Annotated in this window: 20 protein-coding genes; 2 read left to right on the top strand and 18 right to left on the bottom strand. The window is 70.3% G+C overall.

Annotated features, from left to right (window positions below; genetic code table 11):
• Positions 1 to 199: 199 nt before the first annotated feature.
• From ACFV20_RS08960 to ACFV20_RS08905, 12 genes are all read right to left on the bottom strand, one after another.
• A complete protein-coding gene (locus ACFV20_RS08960) occupies positions 200 to 3,049 on the bottom strand; it encodes a DEAD/DEAH box helicase (RefSeq protein ID WP_385654114.1) in 2,850 nt (949 codons plus the stop codon).
• 40 nt (positions 3,050 to 3,089) lie between these two features.
• Positions 3,090 to 3,980: a diacylglycerol kinase gene (locus ACFV20_RS08955; RefSeq protein ID WP_385654112.1), complete on the bottom strand. Its 891-nt coding sequence runs from the start codon at positions 3,978 to 3,980 to the stop codon at positions 3,090 to 3,092.
• Between the two features lie 31 nt (positions 3,981 to 4,011).
• The gene (gene tatC / locus ACFV20_RS08950) at positions 4,012 to 4,974 is read right to left on the bottom strand and encodes a twin-arginine translocase subunit TatC (protein WP_385654109.1); all 963 of its coding nucleotides are present in this window, start codon (positions 4,972 to 4,974) and stop codon (positions 4,012 to 4,014) included.
• A 47-nt stretch (positions 4,975 to 5,021) separates the two neighbouring features.
• On the bottom strand, positions 5,022 to 5,303 hold the full coding sequence (tatA, locus tag ACFV20_RS08945; RefSeq protein ID WP_385654107.1) for a Sec-independent protein translocase subunit TatA: 282 nt from the start codon (positions 5,301 to 5,303) through the stop codon (positions 5,022 to 5,024).
• A gap of 260 nt (positions 5,304 to 5,563) precedes the next feature.
• On the bottom strand, positions 5,564 to 5,758 hold the full coding sequence (locus tag ACFV20_RS08940) for a hypothetical protein (RefSeq protein WP_385654105.1): 195 nt from the start codon (positions 5,756 to 5,758) through the stop codon (positions 5,564 to 5,566).
• A 10-nt stretch (positions 5,759 to 5,768) separates the two neighbouring features.
• Complete coding sequence (locus tag ACFV20_RS08935; protein WP_385654102.1) at positions 5,769 to 6,116, bottom strand: hypothetical protein; 348 nt, start codon at positions 6,114 to 6,116, stop codon at positions 5,769 to 5,771.
• An 86-nt stretch (positions 6,117 to 6,202) separates the two neighbouring features.
• A complete protein-coding gene (locus ACFV20_RS08930; RefSeq protein WP_385654100.1) occupies positions 6,203 to 7,276 on the bottom strand; it encodes a helix-turn-helix transcriptional regulator in 1,074 nt (357 codons plus the stop codon).
• A 17-nt stretch (positions 7,277 to 7,293) separates the two neighbouring features.
• On the bottom strand, positions 7,294 to 8,271 hold the full coding sequence (locus ACFV20_RS08925) for a helix-turn-helix transcriptional regulator (RefSeq protein WP_385654097.1): 978 nt from the start codon (positions 8,269 to 8,271) through the stop codon (positions 7,294 to 7,296).
• A 129-nt stretch (positions 8,272 to 8,400) separates the two neighbouring features.
• On the bottom strand, positions 8,401 to 8,772 hold the full coding sequence (locus ACFV20_RS08920) for an FKBP-type peptidyl-prolyl cis-trans isomerase (RefSeq protein ID WP_234848464.1): 372 nt from the start codon (positions 8,770 to 8,772) through the stop codon (positions 8,401 to 8,403).
• Between the two features lie 56 nt (positions 8,773 to 8,828).
• Positions 8,829 to 9,809, bottom strand: coding sequence for an FKBP-type peptidyl-prolyl cis-trans isomerase (locus ACFV20_RS08915; protein ID WP_385654094.1), 981 nt, complete (start codon positions 9,807 to 9,809; stop codon positions 8,829 to 8,831).
• 201 nt (positions 9,810 to 10,010) lie between these two features.
• The gene (pafA, locus tag ACFV20_RS08910; protein ID WP_234848462.1) at positions 10,011 to 11,372 is read right to left on the bottom strand and encodes a Pup--protein ligase; all 1,362 of its coding nucleotides are present in this window, start codon (positions 11,370 to 11,372) and stop codon (positions 10,011 to 10,013) included.
• Positions 11,373 to 11,381: 9 nt separating this feature from the next.
• A complete protein-coding gene (locus ACFV20_RS08905; protein WP_385654090.1) occupies positions 11,382 to 12,641 on the bottom strand; it encodes an MFS transporter in 1,260 nt (419 codons plus the stop codon).
• A gap of 46 nt (positions 12,642 to 12,687) precedes the next feature.
• On the opposite strand from ACFV20_RS08905, the gene ACFV20_RS08900 reads away from it, so the two are divergent.
• Positions 12,688 to 13,740 carry a LacI family DNA-binding transcriptional regulator gene (locus ACFV20_RS08900; RefSeq protein ID WP_385654088.1) on the top strand — a complete coding sequence of 351 codons (1,053 nt, stop codon included), beginning with the start codon at positions 12,688 to 12,690 and terminating at the stop codon, positions 13,738 to 13,740.
• A 127-nt stretch (positions 13,741 to 13,867) separates the two neighbouring features.
• Here the strand turns inward: ACFV20_RS08900 and prcA are convergent, their stop codons facing one another.
• The 5 genes from prcA to arc all read right to left on the bottom strand — a co-directional run bounded on the left by prcA (position 13,868) and on the right by arc (position 19,771).
• Complete coding sequence (gene prcA, locus ACFV20_RS08895) at positions 13,868 to 14,611, bottom strand: proteasome subunit alpha (RefSeq protein ID WP_385654085.1); 744 nt, start codon at positions 14,609 to 14,611, stop codon at positions 13,868 to 13,870.
• 67 nt (positions 14,612 to 14,678) lie between these two features.
• Positions 14,679 to 15,524, bottom strand: coding sequence for a proteasome subunit beta (prcB, locus tag ACFV20_RS08890; RefSeq protein WP_385654082.1), 846 nt, complete (start codon positions 15,522 to 15,524; stop codon positions 14,679 to 14,681).
• A 337-nt stretch (positions 15,525 to 15,861) separates the two neighbouring features.
• Complete coding sequence (locus ACFV20_RS08885) at positions 15,862 to 16,080, bottom strand: ubiquitin-like protein Pup (RefSeq protein ID WP_031108679.1); 219 nt, start codon at positions 16,078 to 16,080, stop codon at positions 15,862 to 15,864.
• A gap of 178 nt (positions 16,081 to 16,258) precedes the next feature.
• The gene (gene dop, locus ACFV20_RS08880) at positions 16,259 to 17,770 is read right to left on the bottom strand and encodes a depupylase/deamidase Dop (protein WP_344368674.1); all 1,512 of its coding nucleotides are present in this window, start codon (positions 17,768 to 17,770) and stop codon (positions 16,259 to 16,261) included.
• 234 nt (positions 17,771 to 18,004) lie between these two features.
• On the bottom strand, positions 18,005 to 19,771 hold the full coding sequence (gene arc / locus ACFV20_RS08875) for a proteasome ATPase (RefSeq protein ID WP_234848457.1): 1,767 nt from the start codon (positions 19,769 to 19,771) through the stop codon (positions 18,005 to 18,007).
• 245 nt (positions 19,772 to 20,016) lie between these two features.
• Here arc and ACFV20_RS08870 point away from each other — a divergent pair, with 245 nt between their 5' ends.
• On the top strand, positions 20,017 to 20,322 hold the full coding sequence (locus ACFV20_RS08870; protein WP_385654076.1) for a ferredoxin: 306 nt from the start codon (positions 20,017 to 20,019) through the stop codon (positions 20,320 to 20,322).
• 59 nt (positions 20,323 to 20,381) lie between these two features.
• Here ACFV20_RS08870 and ACFV20_RS08865 read toward each other — a convergent pair whose 3' ends face one another.
• Complete coding sequence (locus ACFV20_RS08865; protein WP_385654075.1) at positions 20,382 to 20,960, bottom strand: hypothetical protein; 579 nt, start codon at positions 20,958 to 20,960, stop codon at positions 20,382 to 20,384.
• Positions 20,961 to 21,320 lie beyond the last annotated feature (360 nt).

The raw sequence follows: 21,320 nt of genomic DNA, 5'->3' as shown, positions 1-21,320 counted from the left end.
AGTACGCTCGGTCGTTTACACGGTGCGACGTCATTCGAATGCGCTACGTGACGACGTACAGGCATACGAAAGTCCCCCACCGTTATGGGTGAGGGACCGTCGGGACAACGCCCTCAGGGGCGCGGGGCTCTATCGATGCGCGGCTCCGCCGCGTGGGCGCCGGCGACCACGAACCACCGGCACCCGCGCAGCGAAACGATCAGCCCACCGACGAGTAGGCGACGACTCCCCGCAGCAACAGATCCACGGCCTTACGGGCGTTCTTCACCACGGAGGACCCCTGCGGCGCGGCCGCCGCGATCTGCCCCAGCACATCGATGACCTGCTTGCACCACCGCACGAAGTCCCCCGCCGGCATCTCCGCCTCGCGCAGCACCTCGTCGAGCCCCTTCCCCGAGGCCCACTCGTACGCGGCCCAGGCGAAGCCGAGGTCGGGCTCGCGCTGCCCGACACCCTCGGTCTGGGTGATCCGGAACTCCTCCTCCAGCGCGTCGAGCCGCCCCCAGATCCGCACCATCTCACCCAGCGCGGCCTTGGCCTTCCCGGACGGCACCTTCGGCGCCATCGCGTCGTCCGCGACCCGGGACTCGAACACCAACGCCGAGACGCACGCGGCCAGTTCGGCCGGGCCGAGCCCCTCCCAGACACCCTCGCGCAGGCACTCGCTGGCGAGCAGGTCCAGCTCGCCGTACAGCCGCGCGAGCCGCTTGCCGTGCTCGGTGACCTCGTCGGCGCGCAGATAGTCCAGCTCCGTCAGCAGCGCGACGATACGGTCGAAGGTCCGGGCGATCGTGTTCGTACGGCCCTCGATCCGCCGCTCCAGCTGCGAGGTGTCCCGCAGCAGCCGGTGGTAGCGCTCGGCCCAGCGGGCGTGGTCCTCGCGGTCGCTGCACCCGTGGCAGGGGTGTGCCCGCAGGGCCGTCCGCAGCCGGGCGATCTCGCGGTCGTCGGCCGCCTGGGAGCGGCGCTTGCGGTGCCGATCGGCCGGGATGTGCCCGGCCTTGGTGCGCAGCGCCGACGCGAGGTCCCGACGGGACTGCGGGGAGCGGGGGTTGAAGGACTTCGGGATCCGCATCCGCTCCAGCGGCTCGACCGGCACCGGGAAGTCCATCGACGCCAGCCGCTTCACCTGCCGCTCGGCGGTCAGCACCAGCGGGCGCGGCCCGTCGTGGTGGTCGAAGCCGCGGTGGCCGTTCGAACGGCCCGCCGGCAGGCCCGGATCCAGCACCAGCGCCAGGCCCGCGTACTTGCCGGTGGGCACGTGGATGACGTCACCGGGCTTGAGCTTCTCCAGCGCGACGGCGGCCTCCGCGCGCCGCTGTGCCACGCCCTGCCGGGCGATCTCGTTCTCCCGGTCCTTCAGTTCACGGCGCAGCCGCGCGTACTCCTCGAAGTCGCCGAGGTGGCAGGTCATGGAGGCCTTGTAGCCCTCCAGCCCCTCCTCGTTGCGCTGCACCTGGCGGGAGATGCCGACGACCGACTTGTCCGCCTGGAACTGCGCGAACGACGTCTCCAGCAGCTCGCGCGAGCGGTGCCGCCCGAACTGCTCGACCAGGTTGACCGCCATGTTGTACGACGGCTTGAAGCTGGAGCGCAGGGGGTAGGTGCGCGTGCCGGCCAGGCCCGCGAGGTGCTCGGGGCTCATGCCGCGCTGCCAGAGCACCACGGCGTGGCCCTCGACGTCGATGCCGCGCCGCCCGGCCCGGCCCGTCAGCTGGGTGAACTCGCCCGGGGTGATGTCCGCGTGCTGCTCGCCGTTCCACTTGACGAGCTTCTCCAGCACCACCGAACGGGCGGGCATGTTGATGCCGAGGGCGAGCGTCTCGGTCGCGAACACGGCCTTGACCAGGCCGCGTACGAACAGCTCCTCGACGACCTCCTTGAAGGTCGGCAGCATGCCCGCGTGGTGGGCGGCGATGCCGCGCTCCAGGCCCTCCAGCCACTCGTAGTAGCCGAGGACGTGCAGATCCTCCCTCGGGATGGACGCCGTGCGCTCCTCGACGAGCGAGCGGACCTTCTCGCGCGCCTCCTCGTCGTTCAGCCTGAGCCCCGCGTACAGGCACTGCTGGACGGCGGCCTCGCACGCGGCGCGGCTGAAGATGAAGGTGATGGCGGGCAGCAGCCCCTCGGCGTCGAGCCGTTCGATGACCTCGGGCCGGCTCGGCGTCCAGATCCGGGACCGCTGGCGGCGCTCGCGCTCACGGTCCGCCTCGCGCATCGACCGGCCGCGCCGACGGTCCTGGTACGACGGGCGGCTCGCCTCCATGCGCGCCATGCGCATGAGGTCGGGGTTGACGGCCTTCTTGTGGCCCTCGCCCTCCTCGAACAGGTCGTACATCCGCCGCCCGGCCAGCACGTGCTGGAACAGCGGCACGGGCCGGTGCTCGGAGACGATCACCTCGGTGTCGCCGCGGACCGTGTCCAGCCAGTCGCCGAACTCCTCGGCGTTGGACACGGTCGCCGACAGCGAGACCAGCGTGACCGACTCGGGCAGGTGGATGATCACCTCTTCCCACACGGCACCCCGGAACCGGTCGGAGAGGTAGTGCACCTCGTCCATGACCACGTAGCCGAGGCCGAGGAGGGTCTGGGACCCGGCGTACAGCATGTTCCTCAGCACCTCGGTGGTCATCACCACCACCGGCGCTTCGGAGTTGACGCTGTTGTCGCCGGTCAGCAGTCCCACCTTGTCCGTGCCGTACCGGCGGCACAGATCGGCGTACTTCTGGTTCGACAAGGCCTTGATGGGTGTCGTGTAGAAGCACTTCTTGCCCTGCTGGAGGGCGAGGTGGACGGCGAACTCGCCGACGATCGTCTTGCCGGAGCCGGTGGGCGCGGCGACGAGCACGCCCTTGCCCGCCTCGAGCGCCTGGCAGGACTCGATCTGGAAGGGGTCGAGGCCGAAGTCGTACATCTCGCGGAAGGAGGCGAGCGCGGTGGCCTGCTCGGCAGCCCGCTTACGGGCTGCCGCGTACCGCTCGGCCGGTGAGAGGTCCTCTGTCATCGTGCTTTCGAGCGTACCGGGCCGCACTGACAACAGGACGATCATTATCCGGATCCGTTCCTGTGAAACCCCGGATCCGCGCAGCTCAGGGGCCGACGACCCGCACGCCCCCGCGCACGCAGCGCGCGACCAGCGGCAGCGGGCCGAGCGGCTCCCCGTCGGCGTAGCCGGTGACCCCCTCGGCGGCGAGCTCGACCCGCGCTGCCCGCACCACGGTCACCTGCGGATGGTCCACGTGCGTCCCCCGGTACACCCGGGGGAACACCCGCAGCAGCGTCGCCCGGCTGCAGTCACCGACCACCGTCACGTCGAACAGCCCGTCGGTCAGGTCGGCGCCGGGGCAGATCCGCATGCCACCGCCGTACGAGGAGCCGTTGCCGACGGCGACCAGGGTCGCCTCGACTTCGCGGACCTCGCCGTCGTCGAGCCTGATCCGGTACGGGACGGGCCGGAACGCGGCGAGTTCGGCGATCATCGCCAGGTCGTACTTCAGCCGGCCGGTGGGCCATCGCATGCGGTTGCCGCGGTCGTTGACGCGGGAGTCGAAGCCGGAGGCGAGGACCGTGCCGAACCAGCGGTCGCCGGCCCGCCCCAGGTCGATGTCGCGGATCCGGCCGCACTTGAGGGCGTCGGCGATCATGCGGCCCGCGGCGGCGGGCTCGCGCACGGGCAGGCCGAGGGCCCGGGCGAAGTCGTTGCCGGTGCCGACCGCGACCAGGCCGAGCGGGGTGCGGGTGCCCGCGACCGCCTCCAGGGCGAGGCCCGCCATCCCGTCGCCGCCCACGGCGATCAGGGCGCCGGTGCCGGACGCCACGGCCGCACGCGCGCGGACCAGGGCGTCGGCGGCGTCCTCGCCGAGGACGGTCCGTACCGAGTAGCCGGCCGCCCGCAACGCCGAAGCGGCCGGCTGCGCCGCGCGGGCGCCCCGGCCGCGGCCCGCGGTGGGGTTGACGAAGAGGGTGATCTCGCTGGTCACGGGACCGACCCTATGAGCTGTCCGCCGATCTTCAGGTCACGTCGTCATAACCGTTGACCCGGTCCGTGCGCTCCGCGCTCGCCTGCTCGGGCAGCGCCGCGCGGCTGGTCGTCACGGGCTCGATCGCGCCGATGTCCTCGGGGGTGAGGTCCAGCTCGGAGGCCTCGTCGTCGGCGGGCCCGAGGGCCTCGCGCCGGGACGTGCGGCGGTCGTTGAGCAGGGAGAAGGCGACGGCCGCGAAGTACAGGATCCAGATCGGCGCCGCGAGGGCCAGCATGGTCAGCGGATCGGTGCTGGGCGTGGCGATGGCCGCGAAGACCGTGATGCCCATGATCATGCCGCGCCACCAGCCGAGCATGCGCTTGCCGGTGAGCACCCCGGTGAGGTTGAGCATGACCAGCAGCAGGGGCAGCTCGAAGGAGAGACCGAAGACCAGCACCATCCGCATGACCAGGTCGAGCAGGTCGTCCAGCGGCAGGAGGTTGGACGTACCGCCCGGGGTGAACTCCAGGAGCACCTTCGCCGTGGTGGGCAGGACCGTGTACGCGAAGTAGGCGCCGACGACGAACAGCGGGGCGCCGGTGCCGACGAAGGCGTAGGCGTACTTCTTCTCGTGCCGGTGCAGGCCCGGCGCGACGAAGGCCCACAGCTGGTAGAGCCAGATCGGCGAGGCGAGGACGACACCGGCCATGAGGGACACCTTCAGCGCGAGCGTGAAGGGGGTGAGCAGGCCGTTGATGGTGATCTGCGCACAGGGCTTGGTGCCCGCCTGCGACCTGGCCAGTTCCTCGAAGGTCTTGTCACAGCCGACCGAGTCGAGGATCGGCTTGGTGATCAAGTTGATGATGTCGTTGTAGAAGAAGGCGGCGACGACCGTGACGAGGACGATCGCCAGTATCGCCTTGGCGAGCCGGTTGCGGAGCTCGCGAAGGTGCTCCGCGAGGGGCATGCGCCCCTCGGGATCCCTCTCCTGCTTGCGGGCAGACTTCAGCAACCCACGTTCCCATCTCGTGCGGCGGGCCGGAGGTCACCGGCCCTGCGTCAGCGCTTGGTCGTGTCCGTGGGCTCGTTGACCGGGCGCGAGCTGGTCACGTCGCCGGGCGCTGCCTGGATGGTGCGCTGCGAGGGCTCGTCGTTGTGGGGCGGGCCGGCGGGCGTCGTGGACGACTTGTTCTCGTCCTTCATCGCCTTGGCCTCGCTCTTGAGGATCCGGGCCGACTTGCCGAGCGACCGAGCCATGTCCGGAAGCTTCTTCGCGCCGAACAGCAGGATGATGACGACGAGGATGAGAATGATCTCGGGGGCTCCGAGCCTTCCGAACATAAGTCTTTACCTTCTCACCGAGGCGGCTGTGGTGGGGGTGCTGTACGACCGGTCGGACACGTGTCCGAACAGTCGTGCTGGCAGCGATCGTAACGCTCGGGGGTGAACGTGAGGCAATCCCTCTGCATCCCTTGGGCGCACTCCCGTCCGCGACCAGTGCCTCGTTAACCGGGCCGCGACCAGCAGCGTACCTGCACGGGCCGCCGGGGTGACAGGGCGAAGTGTCCCGAAACGCAACTCCCGGCCGCCCGCCGGAGACCTCACAGAGCGTCGACGGAACGGGCCGCGCTCTGCGCCGACCGCTCCAGGTCCTCGGCGGCCCGGTTGATGCGGTGCGCCGCGTCCGTGACCTGCCTGCCCAGGCGCTGTGCCTCCACGAAGACCCGCACCGCGAGCACCCCGAGCACGACGAGACCCACGAAACCCACAGCTACCGCGAACATCGGCCAGAACATGACGCCGAGCCTAGACCTTCCCGCGCGGGCGGGATTCCCGACCCACGGGACGCCCGGCCCCCTGGACGGTGGAGTGCAGCCGCAGGGTCCGCACCCCGCCGCCGGTGAGCAGCTCCACGATCCGCTCCCCCGCGGGCTTGCGGACGGAGGCGCCGCACTCCGGGCAGGTGAACGAGTAGAAGGTGGTGCGGCTCGTGGCGCCGATGGCCAGACGCAGCGCGCCCGCGGCCAGCTCGAAGGCCTCCCGGCAGTCCGGGCAGCCCGCCCGGAACACGACCGGGGTCACGCTTCTCATCCCGGCGAACGCGGACTCCACCGTCATGCCCCGGACACCACCGGACGTCAACGACTCGCTCAAGCCCTCGCTCCTCTTCCTGGGTCGTACACCTCCGGGGTGCACGACCGGTGTCGCGGCTCCGGCCGCGGCCCCCGGTGACGCCTGGCTCACCCGGGCCCGTCGCCCGGCCCGTCCGGAGCCGTCCGCACCGCCTGCGGCCCGTCCGCGTCCCGGGCGACGCGATCCGGGTGCGCCGCCTCGATCCCGTCGTACGCCGCCAGCGCCTCCCGGGCGGCCTGCCGGGCACTGCCGGCGAGCTCCGGCGGGGAGACGATGCGGCCGTCCCGCCCGAGCCGCAGGGCCAGCCGCCGCAGCGACGCCGGGTCGGGGGTCCGCAGAGTGATACGCAGCCCGCCGTCCGGAAGCTCATCCGCACTGTCGTGCGGGTAGTACTCGGCGACCCAGCGGCCGCCGGGCCCGACCTCGATCACGACCTCGGGATCCTCGGCCGCGGGCTGCACCAGGGCCTCGGAGAGGTCCCGCAACTCGATCTCGGGCGGCGCCGACGGCTCGTCGAGGATCTTGATCTCGGCGACCCGGTCGAGCCGGAAGGTGCGGCGCGCCTCGGAGCGACGGCACCAGGCCTCGACATAGGTGTGCCCGACGCTGACCAGGCGGATGGGGTCGATCTCCCGCTCGGTGACCTCGTCGCGCGCGGGCGAGTAGTAGCGGATCCACAGCCGGCGGCGCTCGGCGATCGCCCGGTCGACGTCGGCGAAGACACCGCCCTCGGACTCGAAGGTCACCGACAGGCGCGAGCTGGCACCCGCCGCCTCACCGGCCGCGGTCTCCACCTTCGCCGTCGCGCGCAGCAGCGCCTGCCGGTCGCTCTCGCGCAGCCCGGGCAGGGTGGACACCGCGCGGGCGGCGACGAGCAGGGCGGTGGCCTCGTCGGCGGCGAGCCGGAGCGGCTCGGCGGCCTCCGCGGCGAGAGCGGCCGGATTGTGCCACCAGATGCGCTCGCCGTCGGTGTCGATGTCGAGCAGGTCGCCGCCACGGAAGCTGGTGCCGCACATGGGCAGCACGTCCAGGTCGGAGACCAGCTCGTCCTCGCTGATGCCGAAGGCACGCGCGACGTCCTCGACCCGGGCTCCGGGGCGCTCCCGCAGATAGGTCACCAGCGAGAGCATCCGCCGGGTCTGGTCGATGGCGTTCACGGGCCTGACCGGTTTGCCTGCCACTGTCTTTCCGCTCCCCCTCAGCCCTTGGCCACGGCGCGCAGCCGGTCCACCACGTCGGCTCGCAGCTCGGCGGGCTCCAGGACGACCACGTCCGGCCCGAACTCCACCAGCCAGGCGTCCAGCCCGTGGCCGTACGGAATCTCCAACTCGTCCCAGCCGTCGCCGAGTTCCCGGACGGAGGTGGCCTTCGCCCGCAGGGGGTACCCCGCGCCCGCGCGCAGCCGGATGCGCGCCGAGCGGTCGGCGATCTCCCCGGCCCAGCCCGCGACGGTCTCCCGGACGGTGACGACGTCGGGCACCTCGGCGGTGTAGCGGCCGCCGCGCGAGCGGACCTTGCCGGTGATCCGGGACAGCCGGAAGACCCGCTCGGCGCCGCGGTCGCGGTCCCAGCCCGCCAGGTACCAGTGGCCCCGCCAGCACTCCAGCGCCCAGGGCTCCACGTGCCGCTGCTCGGGGTGGGCGGCGGTGGCCTTGCGGTACTCGAAGACGACCGGCCTGCGGTCCCGGCAGGCGAGCATCAGCGGCTCGAACGCGGCCTCGTGCACGGGGATGCGCGGCTCCAGCGCGCCGTGCGACCCGTAGGGGTCGACGTCCTCGGGCAGGCCGGCCGCGCGCAGCTTCTGCAGGGCGCCGCTGGCCGCTCCGGCGAGCCGGGCCTGCTGCCACACCTTCGCGGCCAGCCCGAGGGCGGCGGCCTCCTCGGCGTCCAGGGTGATGGGCGGGAGGCGGTTGCTGTCGCGGCGGGCCAGGTAGCCGATCTCGCCGTCGAGGCTCTCGACGGTCTCGATGACCAGGCCGAGTTCCCGCAGGTCGTCCTTGTCGCGCTCGAACATGCGGTTGAAGGAGTCATCGGAGCCGGTCGCGCCGTTGCCCGGCCCGAAGGCCTCGACGTAGGCCTCGATGGAGTCGCGCAGCTCACGCTTGCTGAGGGGCCGCCGCGTCCCGAGCAGACACAGCGCCAGGTTCATCAGCCGCTCTGCCTTGGCAATGGCCATCGACGCGCTTCGCCTCCCTATGGTGCTTACGAGCGATGACCGTACCGCCACACGGTGGCACGGCAAAAGCCGAGGGCCCATGCCCGAACAGGCATGGGCCCCACATGATCGAGTCTGTCCGGAGCTTGTTCAGACTCCGAGCAGGTCGACCACGAAGATCAGCGTCTCGCCGGGCTTGATCAGAGGAGACGGGCTCTGGTTGCCGTAGGCGAGGTGGGCGGGGATGGTCAGCTGGCGGCGGCCGCCGACCTTCATGCCCTGCACGCCCTGGTCCCAGCCCTTGATGACCCGGCCGCCGCCCAGCGGGAAGCGGAACGGGGTGCCGCGGTTCCAGCTGGCGTCGAACTCCTCGCCCGTGCTGAAGGAGACACCCACGTAGTGCACGGTGACGGTCTGGCCGGCCTCGGCGACCGGGCCGTCGCCCTCCCAGATGTCCTTGATCTCGAGGTCCGCCGGGGGCTCGCCGCCCGGGAAGTCGATCTCGGGCTTGTCGATGCTCACTTCATCTCTCCTTGTTACGTGACCTTCGTCGGGAACAGTCTCACAGACCGGACCGGTCAGACCGTGCCGAGGATGTCCACCGTGAAGACCAGCGTGTTCTTGGCCAGCTCGCTCTGCGGGCTCGCGCCGTAGCCGAGCGAGGGCGGGATCACCAGCAGCACCCGGTCGCCCACGTGCTTGCCGACGAGGCCCTTGTCCCAGCCTGCCACCACGGAGCCGTTGCCGATCTGGAAGGCGGTGGCGCCGCCGTGGTCCCAGGAGGAGTCGAACTTCTTGCCGTCCTCCCACTTGACCCCGGTGTACTGGGCGATGAGTCCCTGACCGGCTTCGACCTTCTTGCCGTCGCCCTTGATCAGGACCTGCTCCTTGAGGTCCTTGGGAGCCTTCTCACCCTTGGGAACGGTGATCTCCGCGGCCTTCTTCGAAGGGGACTTCACCTCGGGCATGCCCGGCTCGGAGGGGGCCTGCTCGCCCTTGGCCTCGGCCTTGGTGTCGACGCTCGCGGCACCGACCGGGTCGACGACCCAGATCAGCACGTCCTTGGCGGAGATCCCGGAGGAGGTGTTCAGGCTCTGGCCGATCAGGTCGCCCGCAGTGCCCTGCACCAGGACACGGCTGCCGGGCTTCTTGCCCTTCACCGCGTCGAGGACCTTCGCGGGGAGCTGCTGGCTCGGCTTGCCGATCTGCTCGATGGACTGCCGCCGGGGCGCCTTGTCACCCGCCGGCGCCGCGGCCCAGGTGCCGCCGAGCTCCTGGTCCCCGCCCCACTTCTCGACGGTCCAGTCCAGACGGACGAAGTCCGATCCCTTGATCGGGGTTCCGCTGCCCGCCGAGACCGTCTTGACCACGGTCTTGTCGGACGGCTTGCCGTCCTTCGGCACGGAGATCTCGGGCTTGGCCCCGACCTTCCCCTTGACCTCGGCGACGCCTCCCGCCGCGTCGCCGTTGTTCCCGTCGTCCGATCCGCACGCGGCGGTGAACAACAGGGCGGGAACGGCCAGCAGCGCGGCCACGAGTCGTTTCGTGTTGTAGTTCATCAGTCCAACTGGGATCGGGGGTGGGGGCAATGCCAGCCACTCTACGGCGTACCCGCACCACACTCCCCACACCGCGCGGCGCACCGGCCCCCGCTTGTGCCGGCACAGGGGCGGAATCAGGCGGAAAAACACCGATGCCCGAAGGCACGAAAACCTCCGGGCATCGGTTTGCCGATCGGGTCGGCGGACGAGCCGCACGCCTCACATTCCGGCGATCAGCTTTTCCACCCGGTCGTCCACGGAACGGAACGGGTCCTTGCACAGCACGGTCCGCTGGGCCTGGTCGTTGAGCTTGAGGTGAACCCAGTCGACCGTGAAGTCACGGCGCTGTTCCTGGGCCCGCCGGATGAAGTCGCCGCGCAGCCGGGCGCGCGTCGTCTGCGGCGGCACGGACTTGCCCTCGAAGATCTTCAGGTCGTTGCAGATGCGGGCCGCCTGGCCCTTCTTCTCGAGCAGGTAGTACAGGCCACGGCGGCGGTGGATGTCGTGGTAGGCGAGGTCTATCTGCGCGACCCTCGGGTGCGACATGGTCATGTTGTGCTTGGCGCGGTACCGCTCGATGAGCTTGTACTTCATGACCCAGTCGATCTCGGTGCCGATGCGGTCGAGGTCCTCGGACTCGATCGCGTCCAGCGCGCGGCCCCACAGCTCCAGGACCTGCTCGACGGTGCCGGTGCGGATGCCCCGGCGCTCGCAGAAGTCCAGCGCCTTCTCGTAGTACTCGCGCTGCACCTCCAGGGCCGAGGCCTCGCGCCCGCTGGCCAGGCGCACCTTGCGGCGGCCGGTGATGTCGTGGCTGACCTCGCGGATCGCCCGGATCGGGTTCTCCAGGGTGAGGTCCCGCATCACCGTGCCCGCCTCGATCATGCGCAGCACCAGGTCGGTGGCACCGACCTTGAGCAGCATGGTCGTCTCGGACATGTTGGAGTCGCCCACGATGACGTGCAGGCGGCGGTAGCGCTCGGCGTCGGCGTGCGGCTCGTCACGCGTGTTGATGATGGGCCGGGAGCGGGTCGTCGCCGAGGAGACGCCCTCCCAGATGTGCTCGGCGCGCTGGCTGACGCAGTACACGGCGCCGCGCGGTGTCTGCAGCACCTTGCCCGCACCGCACAGCAACTGCCGGGTGACCAGGAACGGAATGAGAATGTCCGCGAGTCGGGAGAACTCCCCGTGCCGGGCGACCAGATAGTTCTCGTGGCAGCCGTAGGAGTTGCCCGCCGAGTCGGTGTTGTTCTTGAAGAGGTAGACGTCGCCCGCGATTCCCTCCTCGTGCAGGCGTCGTTCGGCGTCCACCAGGAGTCCTTCGAGAATGCGCTCGCCCGCTTTGTCGTGGGTGACCAGTTCGGTCACGTTGTCGCATTCCGGTGTCGCGTATTCCGGATGCGATCCCACGTCGAGATAGAGGCGGGCGCCGTTTCGCAGAAAGACGTTGCTGCTGCGGCCCCATGACACGACACGGCGGAAGAGGTACCGCGCCACCTCGTCAGGAGACAGGCGGCGCTGTCCCCTGAACGTGCACGTGACGCCGTACTCGTTCTCCAGCCCGAAAATGCGGCGGTCCATGAGGGAACATTACGCCCGATCCCCTGAACTGAAACGGGGTTCGACGGCACGGTTTGGATCATTTTCCGAACCGGCCGCAACCACCGCTCCCTGGCCGGGAGCTGCGACTACCCGTCCTGTGGCGAGCAAAACCAGCAAGGACACGCCGCCCGCCACGCCCGGTACGGCGAAGCCCCACAGGGCCCCGCCCTGCTCGACGACGGGCCCTGCCACGCCCGTTCCGACCGAGTGGCCGACGGTGAACGTCGTCACCAGCCAGGAGAACGCCTCGGTGACGGTGCCGCGCGGGGTGTGCCGGTCCACCAGGACGAACGCACAGGCGATGGCGGGCGCCAGGAAGACCCCGGCGAGCGCGGTCAGCGCCACCATGGGAACCGCGTCCGGCATCAGCGTCAGCGGCAGGTAACACACCACCAGAAGCGCGACCAGCACCCGCAGTCGCCGCGCGGGCTCACCGGCCCACTGCCGCGCGCCGTACACGGTGCCGCCCACCAGCGCGCCGAAGCCCAGGGCCGCCATCAGCCATCCGTACACGGCGTCGCCGCCGTGCGCGTCCGCGTAGGGCACGGAGGCGACGGTGATGGACCCGAGCGCCATCCCGATGAAGAGGAACGCCGTCAGCAGTGCCAGCAGCCCCGGCGAACGCAGCGCGCCCAGCCAGTGCGCCTCGCGCGGCGCCGACCGCCAGGCCCTGGAGGGCTCCGACACCACGACGGACAGCGCGCCCAGCACCCCGACGACGTTCAGCAGGAGCAGCGCGGCCTGGGCGGACCACAGGGACACGCAGAGCGTCACGAGGAGCGGCCCGACGGTGAACATGACCTCCTGCGCCACGGCGTCCATGGCGTAGGCCGTGTGCACCTGGTCCTCCCGGCGCAGTACGGAGGGCCACAGCGCCCGCAGCCCGCCCTCCAGGGGCGGTGTGAAGAGCCCGGCGCCGGCCACGGCGGCGTAGGCGAGCGGCAGTGTCCCGATCCCGGCGAAGGCGAAGACGGCCATCGCGATCGCGGACAGGACGGCCGCGGGCAGTTGCACGCGCGGCTGCCCGCACAGGTCCACGATCCTGCCCAGCACGGGCTGCCCGACGGCGTTGGCGACGCCGTACACGGCCGCCAGGGCACCGGCCAGGCTGTACGTGCCGCCCTCGGCCCGGACGAACAGCACGATCGCGATGGGGGCCGTGGCGCACGGCAGCCGGCCCACGAGCGTGCCGACGAGCAGCCGGGCGGCGTGTCGCGCCCGGAGGATCTCCAGGTATCCCGTGGCCATGTCCCCGCCCTAGGTTTTACGTATAACGTCGGATCCCATACGTACCATGTCCGCTGTTCACGAGTCCAGACGAAGGAGCGGGCCCACGGTGGCACGAGGCAGCACCCGACCCACGAGCCGGGACGTCGCCCAGGCCGCCGGCGTCTCCCAGGCGGCCGTGTCGCTGGTCCTCGGCGACAAGTGGCGCGGCCGGGTCTCCGAGGCCACGGCGGAGCGCGTCCGGGAGGCCGCCCGCGACCTGGGCTACCGCCCGAACCTGGCCGCCCGCAACCTGCGCCTGGGCCGCACGCGCACGGTCCTCCTGGTCGTCCCGGCCCTGACCACGGAGTTCTTCGCCGGCGTCTACACGGGTGCCGCCCGGGTCGCCGCCGAGCACGGCTTCGGCGTGGTGCTCTACCCCTCCCCCGAGGGCATCGGTCCGGCCCGTGACCCCTTCGCCTCCGCGCAGTCCGCGCTGGACGGCGTGATCGCCTCCTCCATGGCCGCGGACGCCCTGACCGCGATCCGCGGCGAGGCGCTCCCGCTGGTGATGCTGGACAGCGACCCGGCCGGGAGCCTGGGTGCGGCGACGGTGAACCTGGACATCGCCGACGGCATCCGGCAGGCCGCCGGGCACCTGCTGGCCCTGGGGCACCGGCACTTCCTGCACCTGGCGGCGGACGTCCCGTCCTGGACCTTCGAGGTCCGCGCCCGGGAACTGGCGGCACGGCTGGACGAGGTGCCGGGCACGACGGTGCGCACCGCCCGCTCACCGATCTCCATCGAGGGAGCGGTACGGGCCGCTCAGACCGCCCTCTCCGCCCCCGGCGACCGCCCCACCGCCGTGATCTGCGACGACGACCAGCTCGCCGCCGGCACGTACAAGGCGGCCCGCCGCCTGGGGCTGCGCATCCCGGACGACCTGTCGGTCACGGGCGTCGACGACCTGGCCCTGGCCACGGCGATGGACCCGGAGCTGACGACGGTCCACCTGAACGCGGAGCTGTTCGGGGAGCGGGGCATGCGGGCGCTCCTGGCGGTCCTGGACAGCCGCGAGCCCGAGAGCGGGGACATCCCGGTCCAGCTGGTGGTACGAGGCTCCACGGCACCGCCTCGCTAGCTGTGCCGGGCGTCGTCAGCTGTGCCGGGCATCGTCGGGCGTCAGGCGCAGGCATCCGCACCCCCGCACACGCGGACGCGCCCCGGCCGGACCAGCGCCGGCCAGGGCGCGCCGCACCACGTCAGAACTACTCGGTGTCCTCCGACGCTTCCTCCGCTTCACCGCCGGTGGCGCCCGCGGCGAGCAGACGGGACAGCTGAGGCCCGCTGATCCGCTTGAACTTGCGCTTCTGCGGCCGGGTGCGGTCCAGTACGGCGACCTCCAGCCGCTCCGCGGGGATCTCCCGCTCGCTGCCGTTGGTGTCGCGGGACAGCGCCTGCACCGCCAGCTTCAGCGCCTCCGCGAGGGTCATGCCCTCCTGGTGGCGCTGGTCCAGATAGCTGCTGATCTGCTCGGCGTTGCCGCCCACCGCGACCGAGCCGTGTTCGTCGACGATGGAACCGTCGTGCGGCAGCCGGTAGATCTGGTCGCCCTCGGGGGTCTCCCCGACCTCGGCGACGACCAGCTCCACCTCGTACGGCTTCTCGGCGGCGCTGGAGAAGATCGTGCCCAGCGTCTGCGCGTACACGTTCGCCAGGCCCCGGGCCGTCACGTCGTCCCGGTCGTAGGTGTAACCCCGCAGATCGGCGTAGCGCACACCGCCGATGCGGAGGTTCTCGTACTCGTTGTACTTGCCGGCGGCCGCGAAGCCGATCCGGTCGTAGATCTCGCTGAACTTGTGCAGGGCACGGGACGGGTTCTCGCCGACGAACACGATGCCGTCGGCGAACTGCAGCACGACCAGGCTGCGGCCACGGGCGATGCCCTTGCGGGCGTACTCCGCCCGGTCGGCCATCGCCTGCTGGGGGGAGACATAGAACGGCGTCGACACCGGTTATCCGTCCCTCTCTTGAAGATTGCGTCGGTTCACTGGACCACCCTCACGAAGACGATCGCCGCTACAGCAGCGCGGCCCGCGGCCCGTCGGGCTGCTCCAGCCGCCGCTCCAGAACCGAGCGCGCGATCTCGGACGCCTCGTTCTCGGTGAGCCGGCGGAAGCCGTCGTCGGTGATCACGGTGACGATGGGATAGATCCGGCGGGCGACATCGGGACCACCGGTCGCCGAGTCGTCGTCAGCCGCGTCGTAGAGCGCCTGCACCACGAGCGTCGTGGCCTCGGCCTCGCTGAGGTCGTCCCGGAAGAGCTTCTTCATCGCGCCGCGCGCGAAGATCGACCCGGAACCGGTGGCGGCGTAGTTGTGCTCCTCGGAGCGGCCGCCGGTGACGTCGTAGGAGAAGATGCGGCCCTTGCCGCGGTCCACGTCGTACCCGGCGAACAGCGGCACCACGGCCAGGCCCTGCATGGCCATGCCGAGGTTGGAGCGGATCATCGTCGACAGCCGGTTCGCCTTGCCCTCCAGGGACAGCTGCGCGCCCTCGACCTTCTCGAAGTGCTCCAGTTCGAGCTGGAACAGCTTCACCATCTCCACGGCCAGGCCCGCCGTGCCGGCGATGCCCACCGCCGAGTACTCGTCGGCGGGGAAGACCTTCTCGATGTCCCGCTGTGCGATGACGTTGCCCATGGTGGCCCGCCGGTCACCGGCGAGGACCACACCACCGGAGAACGTCACGGCGACGATCGTCGTGCCGTGCGGTGCCTCGATCACGCCCTGCGTGGGGGGCAGTTGCCGGTTGCCGGGGAGGATCTCCGGCTGGTGCTCGGACAGGAAGTCCATGAAGGAGGAAGACCCTGGCGTCAGGAAGGCAGCTGGTAGACGCCCGGTGCTACGAGTGTTGGCTTCCACGCGATTCCTTCCACGTATGCGACAGCCCGCCCTGTGACGTCGGGCCGATCCTTGGAACAGACCCCGGTCCGGTTGCCACCGGGGGCTCGGTATGCCTCGGACCCTACCCGTCCTTCGGCGGTGATCCACATGCCCGGCGGGACCAACTCCGCCGGAGCGACGCCGCACTTGCCGGCCGTGCACGGCGAGCGGCCGGCGGGCCACGGGGGCCCACCGACGCCCGGAGCGCCGCACATCAGGGCATCAGGTCTTTCGGTGCCCCGCGCGCAGCGCTCCGCGCTTCGGCCGGTTCTCACCCACGCACTCCGTTCACCTTCGGAATGAAGGCTGGGGCGCCTTACTGTCCACCCTTTTGAACGAAGGACCGTACGAAGTCCTCGGCGTTCTCCTCGAGTACGTCGTCGATCTCGTCCAGGACCGAGTCCACGTCGTCGCTCAGCTTCTCCTGACGCTCCTTGAGGTCCTCGGAGCCCTGCGCGTCCTGCGCCTGCTCCTCGACCTCCTCGGTGGACCGGGTGGCCTTCTGCTGTCCGCCGCCGGTGTCCTTGGTCGCCATATCCCTCACCCCGCTCGGTTCGCCCGACACAGTTGCTCGGTCAAGATCAGACCCTACTCGCCGGGTCTGACGATGGCCCCGCAGTTGCTCCAACGTACGGGGACCACCTCGATGATTCCCGGACCAGGGATTTTCCACCCTGTCCGGCCGGTTCCCGACGAGTACCCGCTTCCAGCGTTCACCCGCCCGACAGGACCCTGACCAGGTCTTCCGCGGTGCGGCAGCGGTCCAGGAGCTCCTTGACGTGATTACGCGTTCCGCGAAGCGGTTCCAGGGTTGGGACCCGCTGCAGCGAATCCCGGCCCGGCAGATCGAAGATCACCGAGTCCCAGGAGGCCGCGGCGACGTCGTCCGCGTACTGCTCCAGGCAGCGACCGCGGAAGTAGGCCCGGGTGTCCTCCGGTGGCGTCGTACGGGCCCGCTCCACGTCCGCGTCGGTCAGCAGCCGCTTCATGCGCCCGCGGGCCACCAGACGGTTGTACAGGCCCTTCTCGGGCCGTACGTCCGCGTACTGGAGGTCGACCAGGTGCAGGCGCGCCGCGTCCCAGTCGAGGCTGTCCCGGCGCCGGTAGCCCTCCATGAGCTCCCGCTTGGCGACCCAGTCCAGCTCCCCGGCCAGGCTCATCGGATCGTGCTCCAGACGGGTGAGGGTGTCCTCCCAGCGCGACAGGACGTCCTTGGTCTGCTCGTCCGCGTCGGCGCCGTAACGCTCCTCCACGTACTTGCGCGCCAGCTCGTAGTACTCCATCTGCAGCTGGACCGCCGTGAGCGTACGGCCGCTGCGCAGCGTGATGACGCGCTTGAGGGACGGGTCGTGCGAGACCTGGTGGAGGGTGCGGACGGGCTGGTCGACGGCCAGGTCGACGGCGATGAAACCGTCCTCGATCATCGACAGCACCAGCGAGGTCGTGCCCAGCTTGAGGTAGGTCGAGATCTCCGACAGGTTCGCGTCGCCGATGATCACGTGCAGGCGCCGGTACTTCTCGGCGTCCGCGTGCGGTTCGTCGCGGGTGTTGATGATGGGGCGCTTGAGCGTCGTCTCCAGGCCGACCTCGACCTCGAAGTAGTCGGCTCGCTGGCTCAGCTGGAAGCCGTGCTCGTGCCCGTCCTGGCCGATGCCGACGCGGCCCGCTCCGGCGAAGACCTGACGGGAGACGAAGAACGGCGTCAGGTGGCGCACGATGTCCGAGAAGGGGGTCTCCCTCTTCATCAGGTAGTTCTCGTGCGTGCCGTAGGACGCGCCCTTGTTGTCGGTGTTGTTCTTGTACAGGTGGATCGGCTGGGCACCGGGCAGCTGCGCGGCCCGTTCCGCGGCCTCCGCCATGATCCGCTCGCCGGCCTTGTCCCAGAGGACGGCGTCCCGGGGGTTGGTCACCTCGGGGGAGCTGTACTCGGGGTGCGCGTGGTCGACGTAGAGCCGTGCACCGTTGGTGAGGATGACGTTGGCCAGGCCGATGTCCTCGTCGGTGAGCTGGCTGGAGTCGGCGGCCTCGCGGGCGAGGTCGAAGCCTCGCGCGTCCCGCAGCGGGTTCTCCTCCTCGAAGTCCCAGCGAGCCCGGCGGGCCCGGTGCATCGCCGCCGCGTAGGCGTTCACGATCTGGGACGAGGTGAGCATGGCATTGGCGTTGGGGTGGCCGGGGACGGAGATCCCGTACTCCGTCTCGATGCCCATTACTCGCCGTACGGTCATGCGGCCCTCCTTGCCCGGCGGCACCCTCGGTCGTGGGCGCCACTCAGATACCGCTGGCGCTCGGTTGCGTGTGCGGTGCCCGTCCCCGCACTGCGCGACGTGGCGGTACGCAAGAGCCTAGAACGCCTTTGCGCTGGTGGGGAGATCATTTGCGTCATTGCGTTGCTCCAGCCGTGGCCCGAAAAACAGTCGGCTGCGGGTACCCGCCGAGGGCACCCGCAGCCGCCCTGCCTTTTACAGGTACTGGCCGGTATTCGCCACCGTGTCGATGGAGCGACCGGTGTCCGCACCCTGCTTTCCGGTGATGAGCGTACGGATGTACACGATCCGCTCGCCCTTCTTTCCGGAGATCCGGGCCCAGTCGTCCGGGTTGGTGGTGTTCGGCAGGTCCTCGTTCTCCTTGAACTCGTCCACGCAGGCCTGGAGGAGGTGGGAGACGCGGAGGCCCTTCTGGTTCTTCTCGAGGAAGTCCTTGATCGCCATCTTCTTGGCACGGCCCACGATGTTCTCGATCATGGCGCCGGAGTTGAAGTCCTTGAAGTAGAGGACCTCCTTGTCACCGTTGGCGTAGGTGACCTCCAGGAAGCGGTTCTCCTCGGACTCGGCGTACATCTGTTCCACTGCCGTCTGGATCATGCTCTGGACGGTGGTGGCCTTGGAGCCGCTGTGCTCGGCGAGGTCGTCGCTGTGCAGCGGGAGGCGCTCGGTGAGGTACTTGCCGAAGATGTCCTTGGCCGCCTCGGCGTCCGGACGCTCGATCTTGATCTTCACGTCGAGCCGGCCGGGCCGCAGGATGGCGGGGTCGATCATGTCCTCGCGGTTCGAGGCGCCGATCACGACCACGTTCTGCAGGCCCTCCACACCGTCGATCTCGGCGAGCAGCTGCGGGACGATGGTGTTCTCCACGTCCGAGCTGACACCGGAGCCACGGGTGCGGAAGAGGGACTCCATCTCGTCGAAGAAGACGATGACGGGTGTGCCCTCGCTGGCCTTCTCACGGGCCCGCTGGAAGACGAGGCGGATCTGCCGCTCCGTCTCACCGACGTACTTGTTCAGGAGCTCGGGGCCCTTGATGTTGAGGAAGAAGCTCTTGCCGGCGGCCTGGCCGGTCACCTCGGCGACCTTCTTGGCCAGCGAGTTGGCCACGGCCTTGGCGATGAGCGTCTTGCCGCATCCGGGGGGCCCGTACAGCAGGACACCCTTGGGCGGCCGCAGTTCGTGCTCCTTGAACAGGTCCGGGTAGAGGTACGGCAGCTCGACCGCGTCGCGGATGGCCTCGATCTGGCCGCCGAGACCGCCGATCTGCTCGTAGCCGATGTCGGGGACCTCTTCGAGGACGAGTTCCTCGACCTCGCTCTTCGGGACGATCTCGTAGACGTAGCCCGAGCGGGGTTCGAGCAGCAGGGCGTCACCGGGCCGGATGTTCACGTCCAGCAGCGGCTCGGCGAGCCGTACCACCCGCTCCTCGTCGGTGTGACCGAGCACGAGGGCCCGCTCGCCGTCCTCGAGGATCTCCTTGAGGGTGACGATGTCACCGACGCGCTCGAACTCCATGGCCTCGACCACGTTGAGCGCTTCGTTGAGCATTACTTCCTGGCCGCGCCGGAGCTCGTCGAGCTCGACGCTGGGGCTGACGTTCACCCTGAGCTTGCGGCCGCCGGTGAAGATGTCGGCGGTGCCGTCCTCGTTCGCCGTCAGGAAGACCCCGAAGCCGGCCGGCGGCTGTGCGAGCCGGTCGACTTCCTCCTTGAGGGCCACGATCTGGTCCCGGGCCTCACGGAGCGTGTTGGCGAGTCGCTCGTTCTGCGCGGACACGCCGGCCAGATTGGTCTGCAGCTCGACGATCCGCTCTTCGAGAATCCTCGTGTGTCGCGGAGAGTCGGCGAGCTTACGTCGCAGGACGGCGATCTCCTGCTCAAGGTAGGCGATCTGCCCGGCCGGGTCGTCGGACCCGCGTCCCGGGCGGATGCCGCGGTTCATGTCGTCGTCGTGGGCTGCCACGGTCCTCACCTCCTCCAAGGGGAGCTGGACGCTTCCAGACCCTACCTGGGCGGGTGTCGATTGAAACCCCTAGATCACAAAGACGGTCGGGGTGTGTCCGATCTTCACCCTTGCGCTCTCCCTCACGCCAGGGGAATACCCAGCGAACATGATTGGAACCCCGGCGAAGGTAGGGTCGAACTGTTCAACACCCGCCGGAGCTGGCCGGATTCCCGGCCCGGCCCGGCGGAGAAACGGCAGGAGAGATGAGCGTGCAGCAGGTGGCCGGGGCAGCGGGCGAGGAGCTGGAGGTCTGGATCGACCAGGACCTGTGTACCGGTGACGGCATCTGCGCCCAGTACGCGCCCGAGGTGTTCGAGCTGGACATCGACGGCCTGGCCTACGTGAAGAGCGCCGATGACGAGTTGCTCCAGGACAAGGGAGCGACAACGCCCGTTCCGCTGCCGCTTCTCACGGACGTGATCGACTCCGCGAAGGAGTGTCCGGGCGAGTGCATCCACGTACGGCGGGTTTCGGACAGGACCGAGGTCTACGGACCGGACGCGGAGTGACCGCATCTCTACGGTGCGTCACTGCTGTCTGATATCTCACACGCGGCGTCGCACACGCCTCACGCGCTGCGCGCCCCGGCGGGCGTCGAGCGGATGAACGAGCCGTCACGCCAACGCCATTTCGCGTCGCTCTTCACGTCGGGACAGCAACGCGGCACGTCGGCCGAGGAGTAGCCGAGGAGCGTGGCCTGCACGGCTCCGTGGGAGACGGCGAAGTCGGTGACCGTGGTGCCGTCCCCGGGGGCGAGCAGGGTGGCCACGACGCGCGGCTCAGCCCTGTCGGCGTCGCGGGTAAGGACGTAGACGCCGTCCGGCGGGGTGCCCATCGGGGAGTCGCAGTGGACCACGGCCACCGTCTCGGGCCGGCCGTCGCCGTCCAGGTCTCCGGAGGCCTTCTTCTTCACCACGGCCTTCACCGGGCCGCACTCGATCGGGAACGCCACCGCGGCCGGGTCGGGCGGAGTCAGGTGCGCCGGGGCGCTCTTGGTCTCGGGAGCGGCCGGCTGGGCCGCCGTCGCCGCGCCGGGCTGGAGGACCGAGGAGAAGGCCACGACACCGGCGACGGCCGTCGCGGTGGCGAGCCAGTGGATGGGGCGGGCGTGGGTGTGGGCGAGCTCCGGGACGGCGGAAGACTGCACTAGGAGGGTCTCCTGAGGCGGTGCCGGTGGGGTGGCCAGCATGGTGCCACACGTCACAGCGCGAGGGAACGGCGGGGTGTGCATCTTCTCCGCCGGGGAAGTCAGAGGGGTTACGGTTCCTGCCGCCGTGTCAGCGGACCGAGAGGCCGTGTCAGCGGACGAGAGGCCGTGTCAGTGGACGAGAGGCCGTGCCCGCGCCGCGACGCGCCACGTCACGGCCCGCGCGGCAGGTCAACGGCGTCGGGCGGGGGTTCACCCGGGGCGGCAACGGAAAGGCGCCCTGGGCGGGGTTCAGGGAGGGGCGCCCGGGCACACCGCCCCCCGCCGGGGCGGGGGGGGGGGGGACGGGCCCCGGAACGA

Origin of the sequence: Streptomyces sp. NPDC059696 (assembly GCF_042733745.1) — a bacterium.
Taxonomy (GTDB): Bacteria; Actinomycetota; Actinomycetes; order Streptomycetales; family Streptomycetaceae; genus Streptomyces.
Note: the sequence above shows the minus strand (reverse complement) of the source record. Positions and strands in the feature narration are given on the sequence as shown.

Bases quoted from the DNA above. Each gene is read 5' to 3' on its own strand.
- ACFV20_RS08960 (WP_385654114.1), bottom strand. From the start codon at position 3,049: ATGATCGTCCTGTTGTCAGTGCGGCCCGGTACGCTCGAAAGCACGATG.
- tatA (WP_385654107.1), bottom strand. From the start codon at position 5,303: ATGTTCGGAAGGCTCGGAGCCCCCGAGATCATTCTCATCCTCGTCGTC.
- ACFV20_RS08940 (WP_385654105.1), bottom strand. From the start codon at position 5,758: ATGTTCTGGCCGATGTTCGCGGTAGCTGTGGGTTTCGTGGGTCTCGTC.
- ACFV20_RS08925 (WP_385654097.1), bottom strand. From the start codon at position 8,271: ATGGCCATTGCCAAGGCAGAGCGGCTGATGAACCTGGCGCTGTGTCTG.
- ACFV20_RS08915 (WP_385654094.1), bottom strand. From the start codon at position 9,809: ATGAACTACAACACGAAACGACTCGTGGCCGCGCTGCTGGCCGTTCCC.
- pafA (WP_234848462.1), bottom strand. From the start codon at position 11,372: ATGGACCGCCGCATTTTCGGGCTGGAGAACGAGTACGGCGTCACGTGC.
- ACFV20_RS08905 (WP_385654090.1), bottom strand. From the start codon at position 12,641: ATGGCCACGGGATACCTGGAGATCCTCCGGGCGCGACACGCCGCCCGG.
- ACFV20_RS08900 (WP_385654088.1), top strand. From the start codon at position 12,688: ATGTCCGCTGTTCACGAGTCCAGACGAAGGAGCGGGCCCACGGTGGCA.
- ACFV20_RS08885 (WP_031108679.1), bottom strand. From the start codon at position 16,080: ATGGCGACCAAGGACACCGGCGGCGGACAGCAGAAGGCCACCCGGTCC.
- dop (WP_344368674.1), bottom strand. From the start codon at position 17,770: ATGACCGTACGGCGAGTAATGGGCATCGAGACGGAGTACGGGATCTCC.
- ACFV20_RS08870 (WP_385654076.1), top strand. From the start codon at position 20,017: ATGAGCGTGCAGCAGGTGGCCGGGGCAGCGGGCGAGGAGCTGGAGGTC.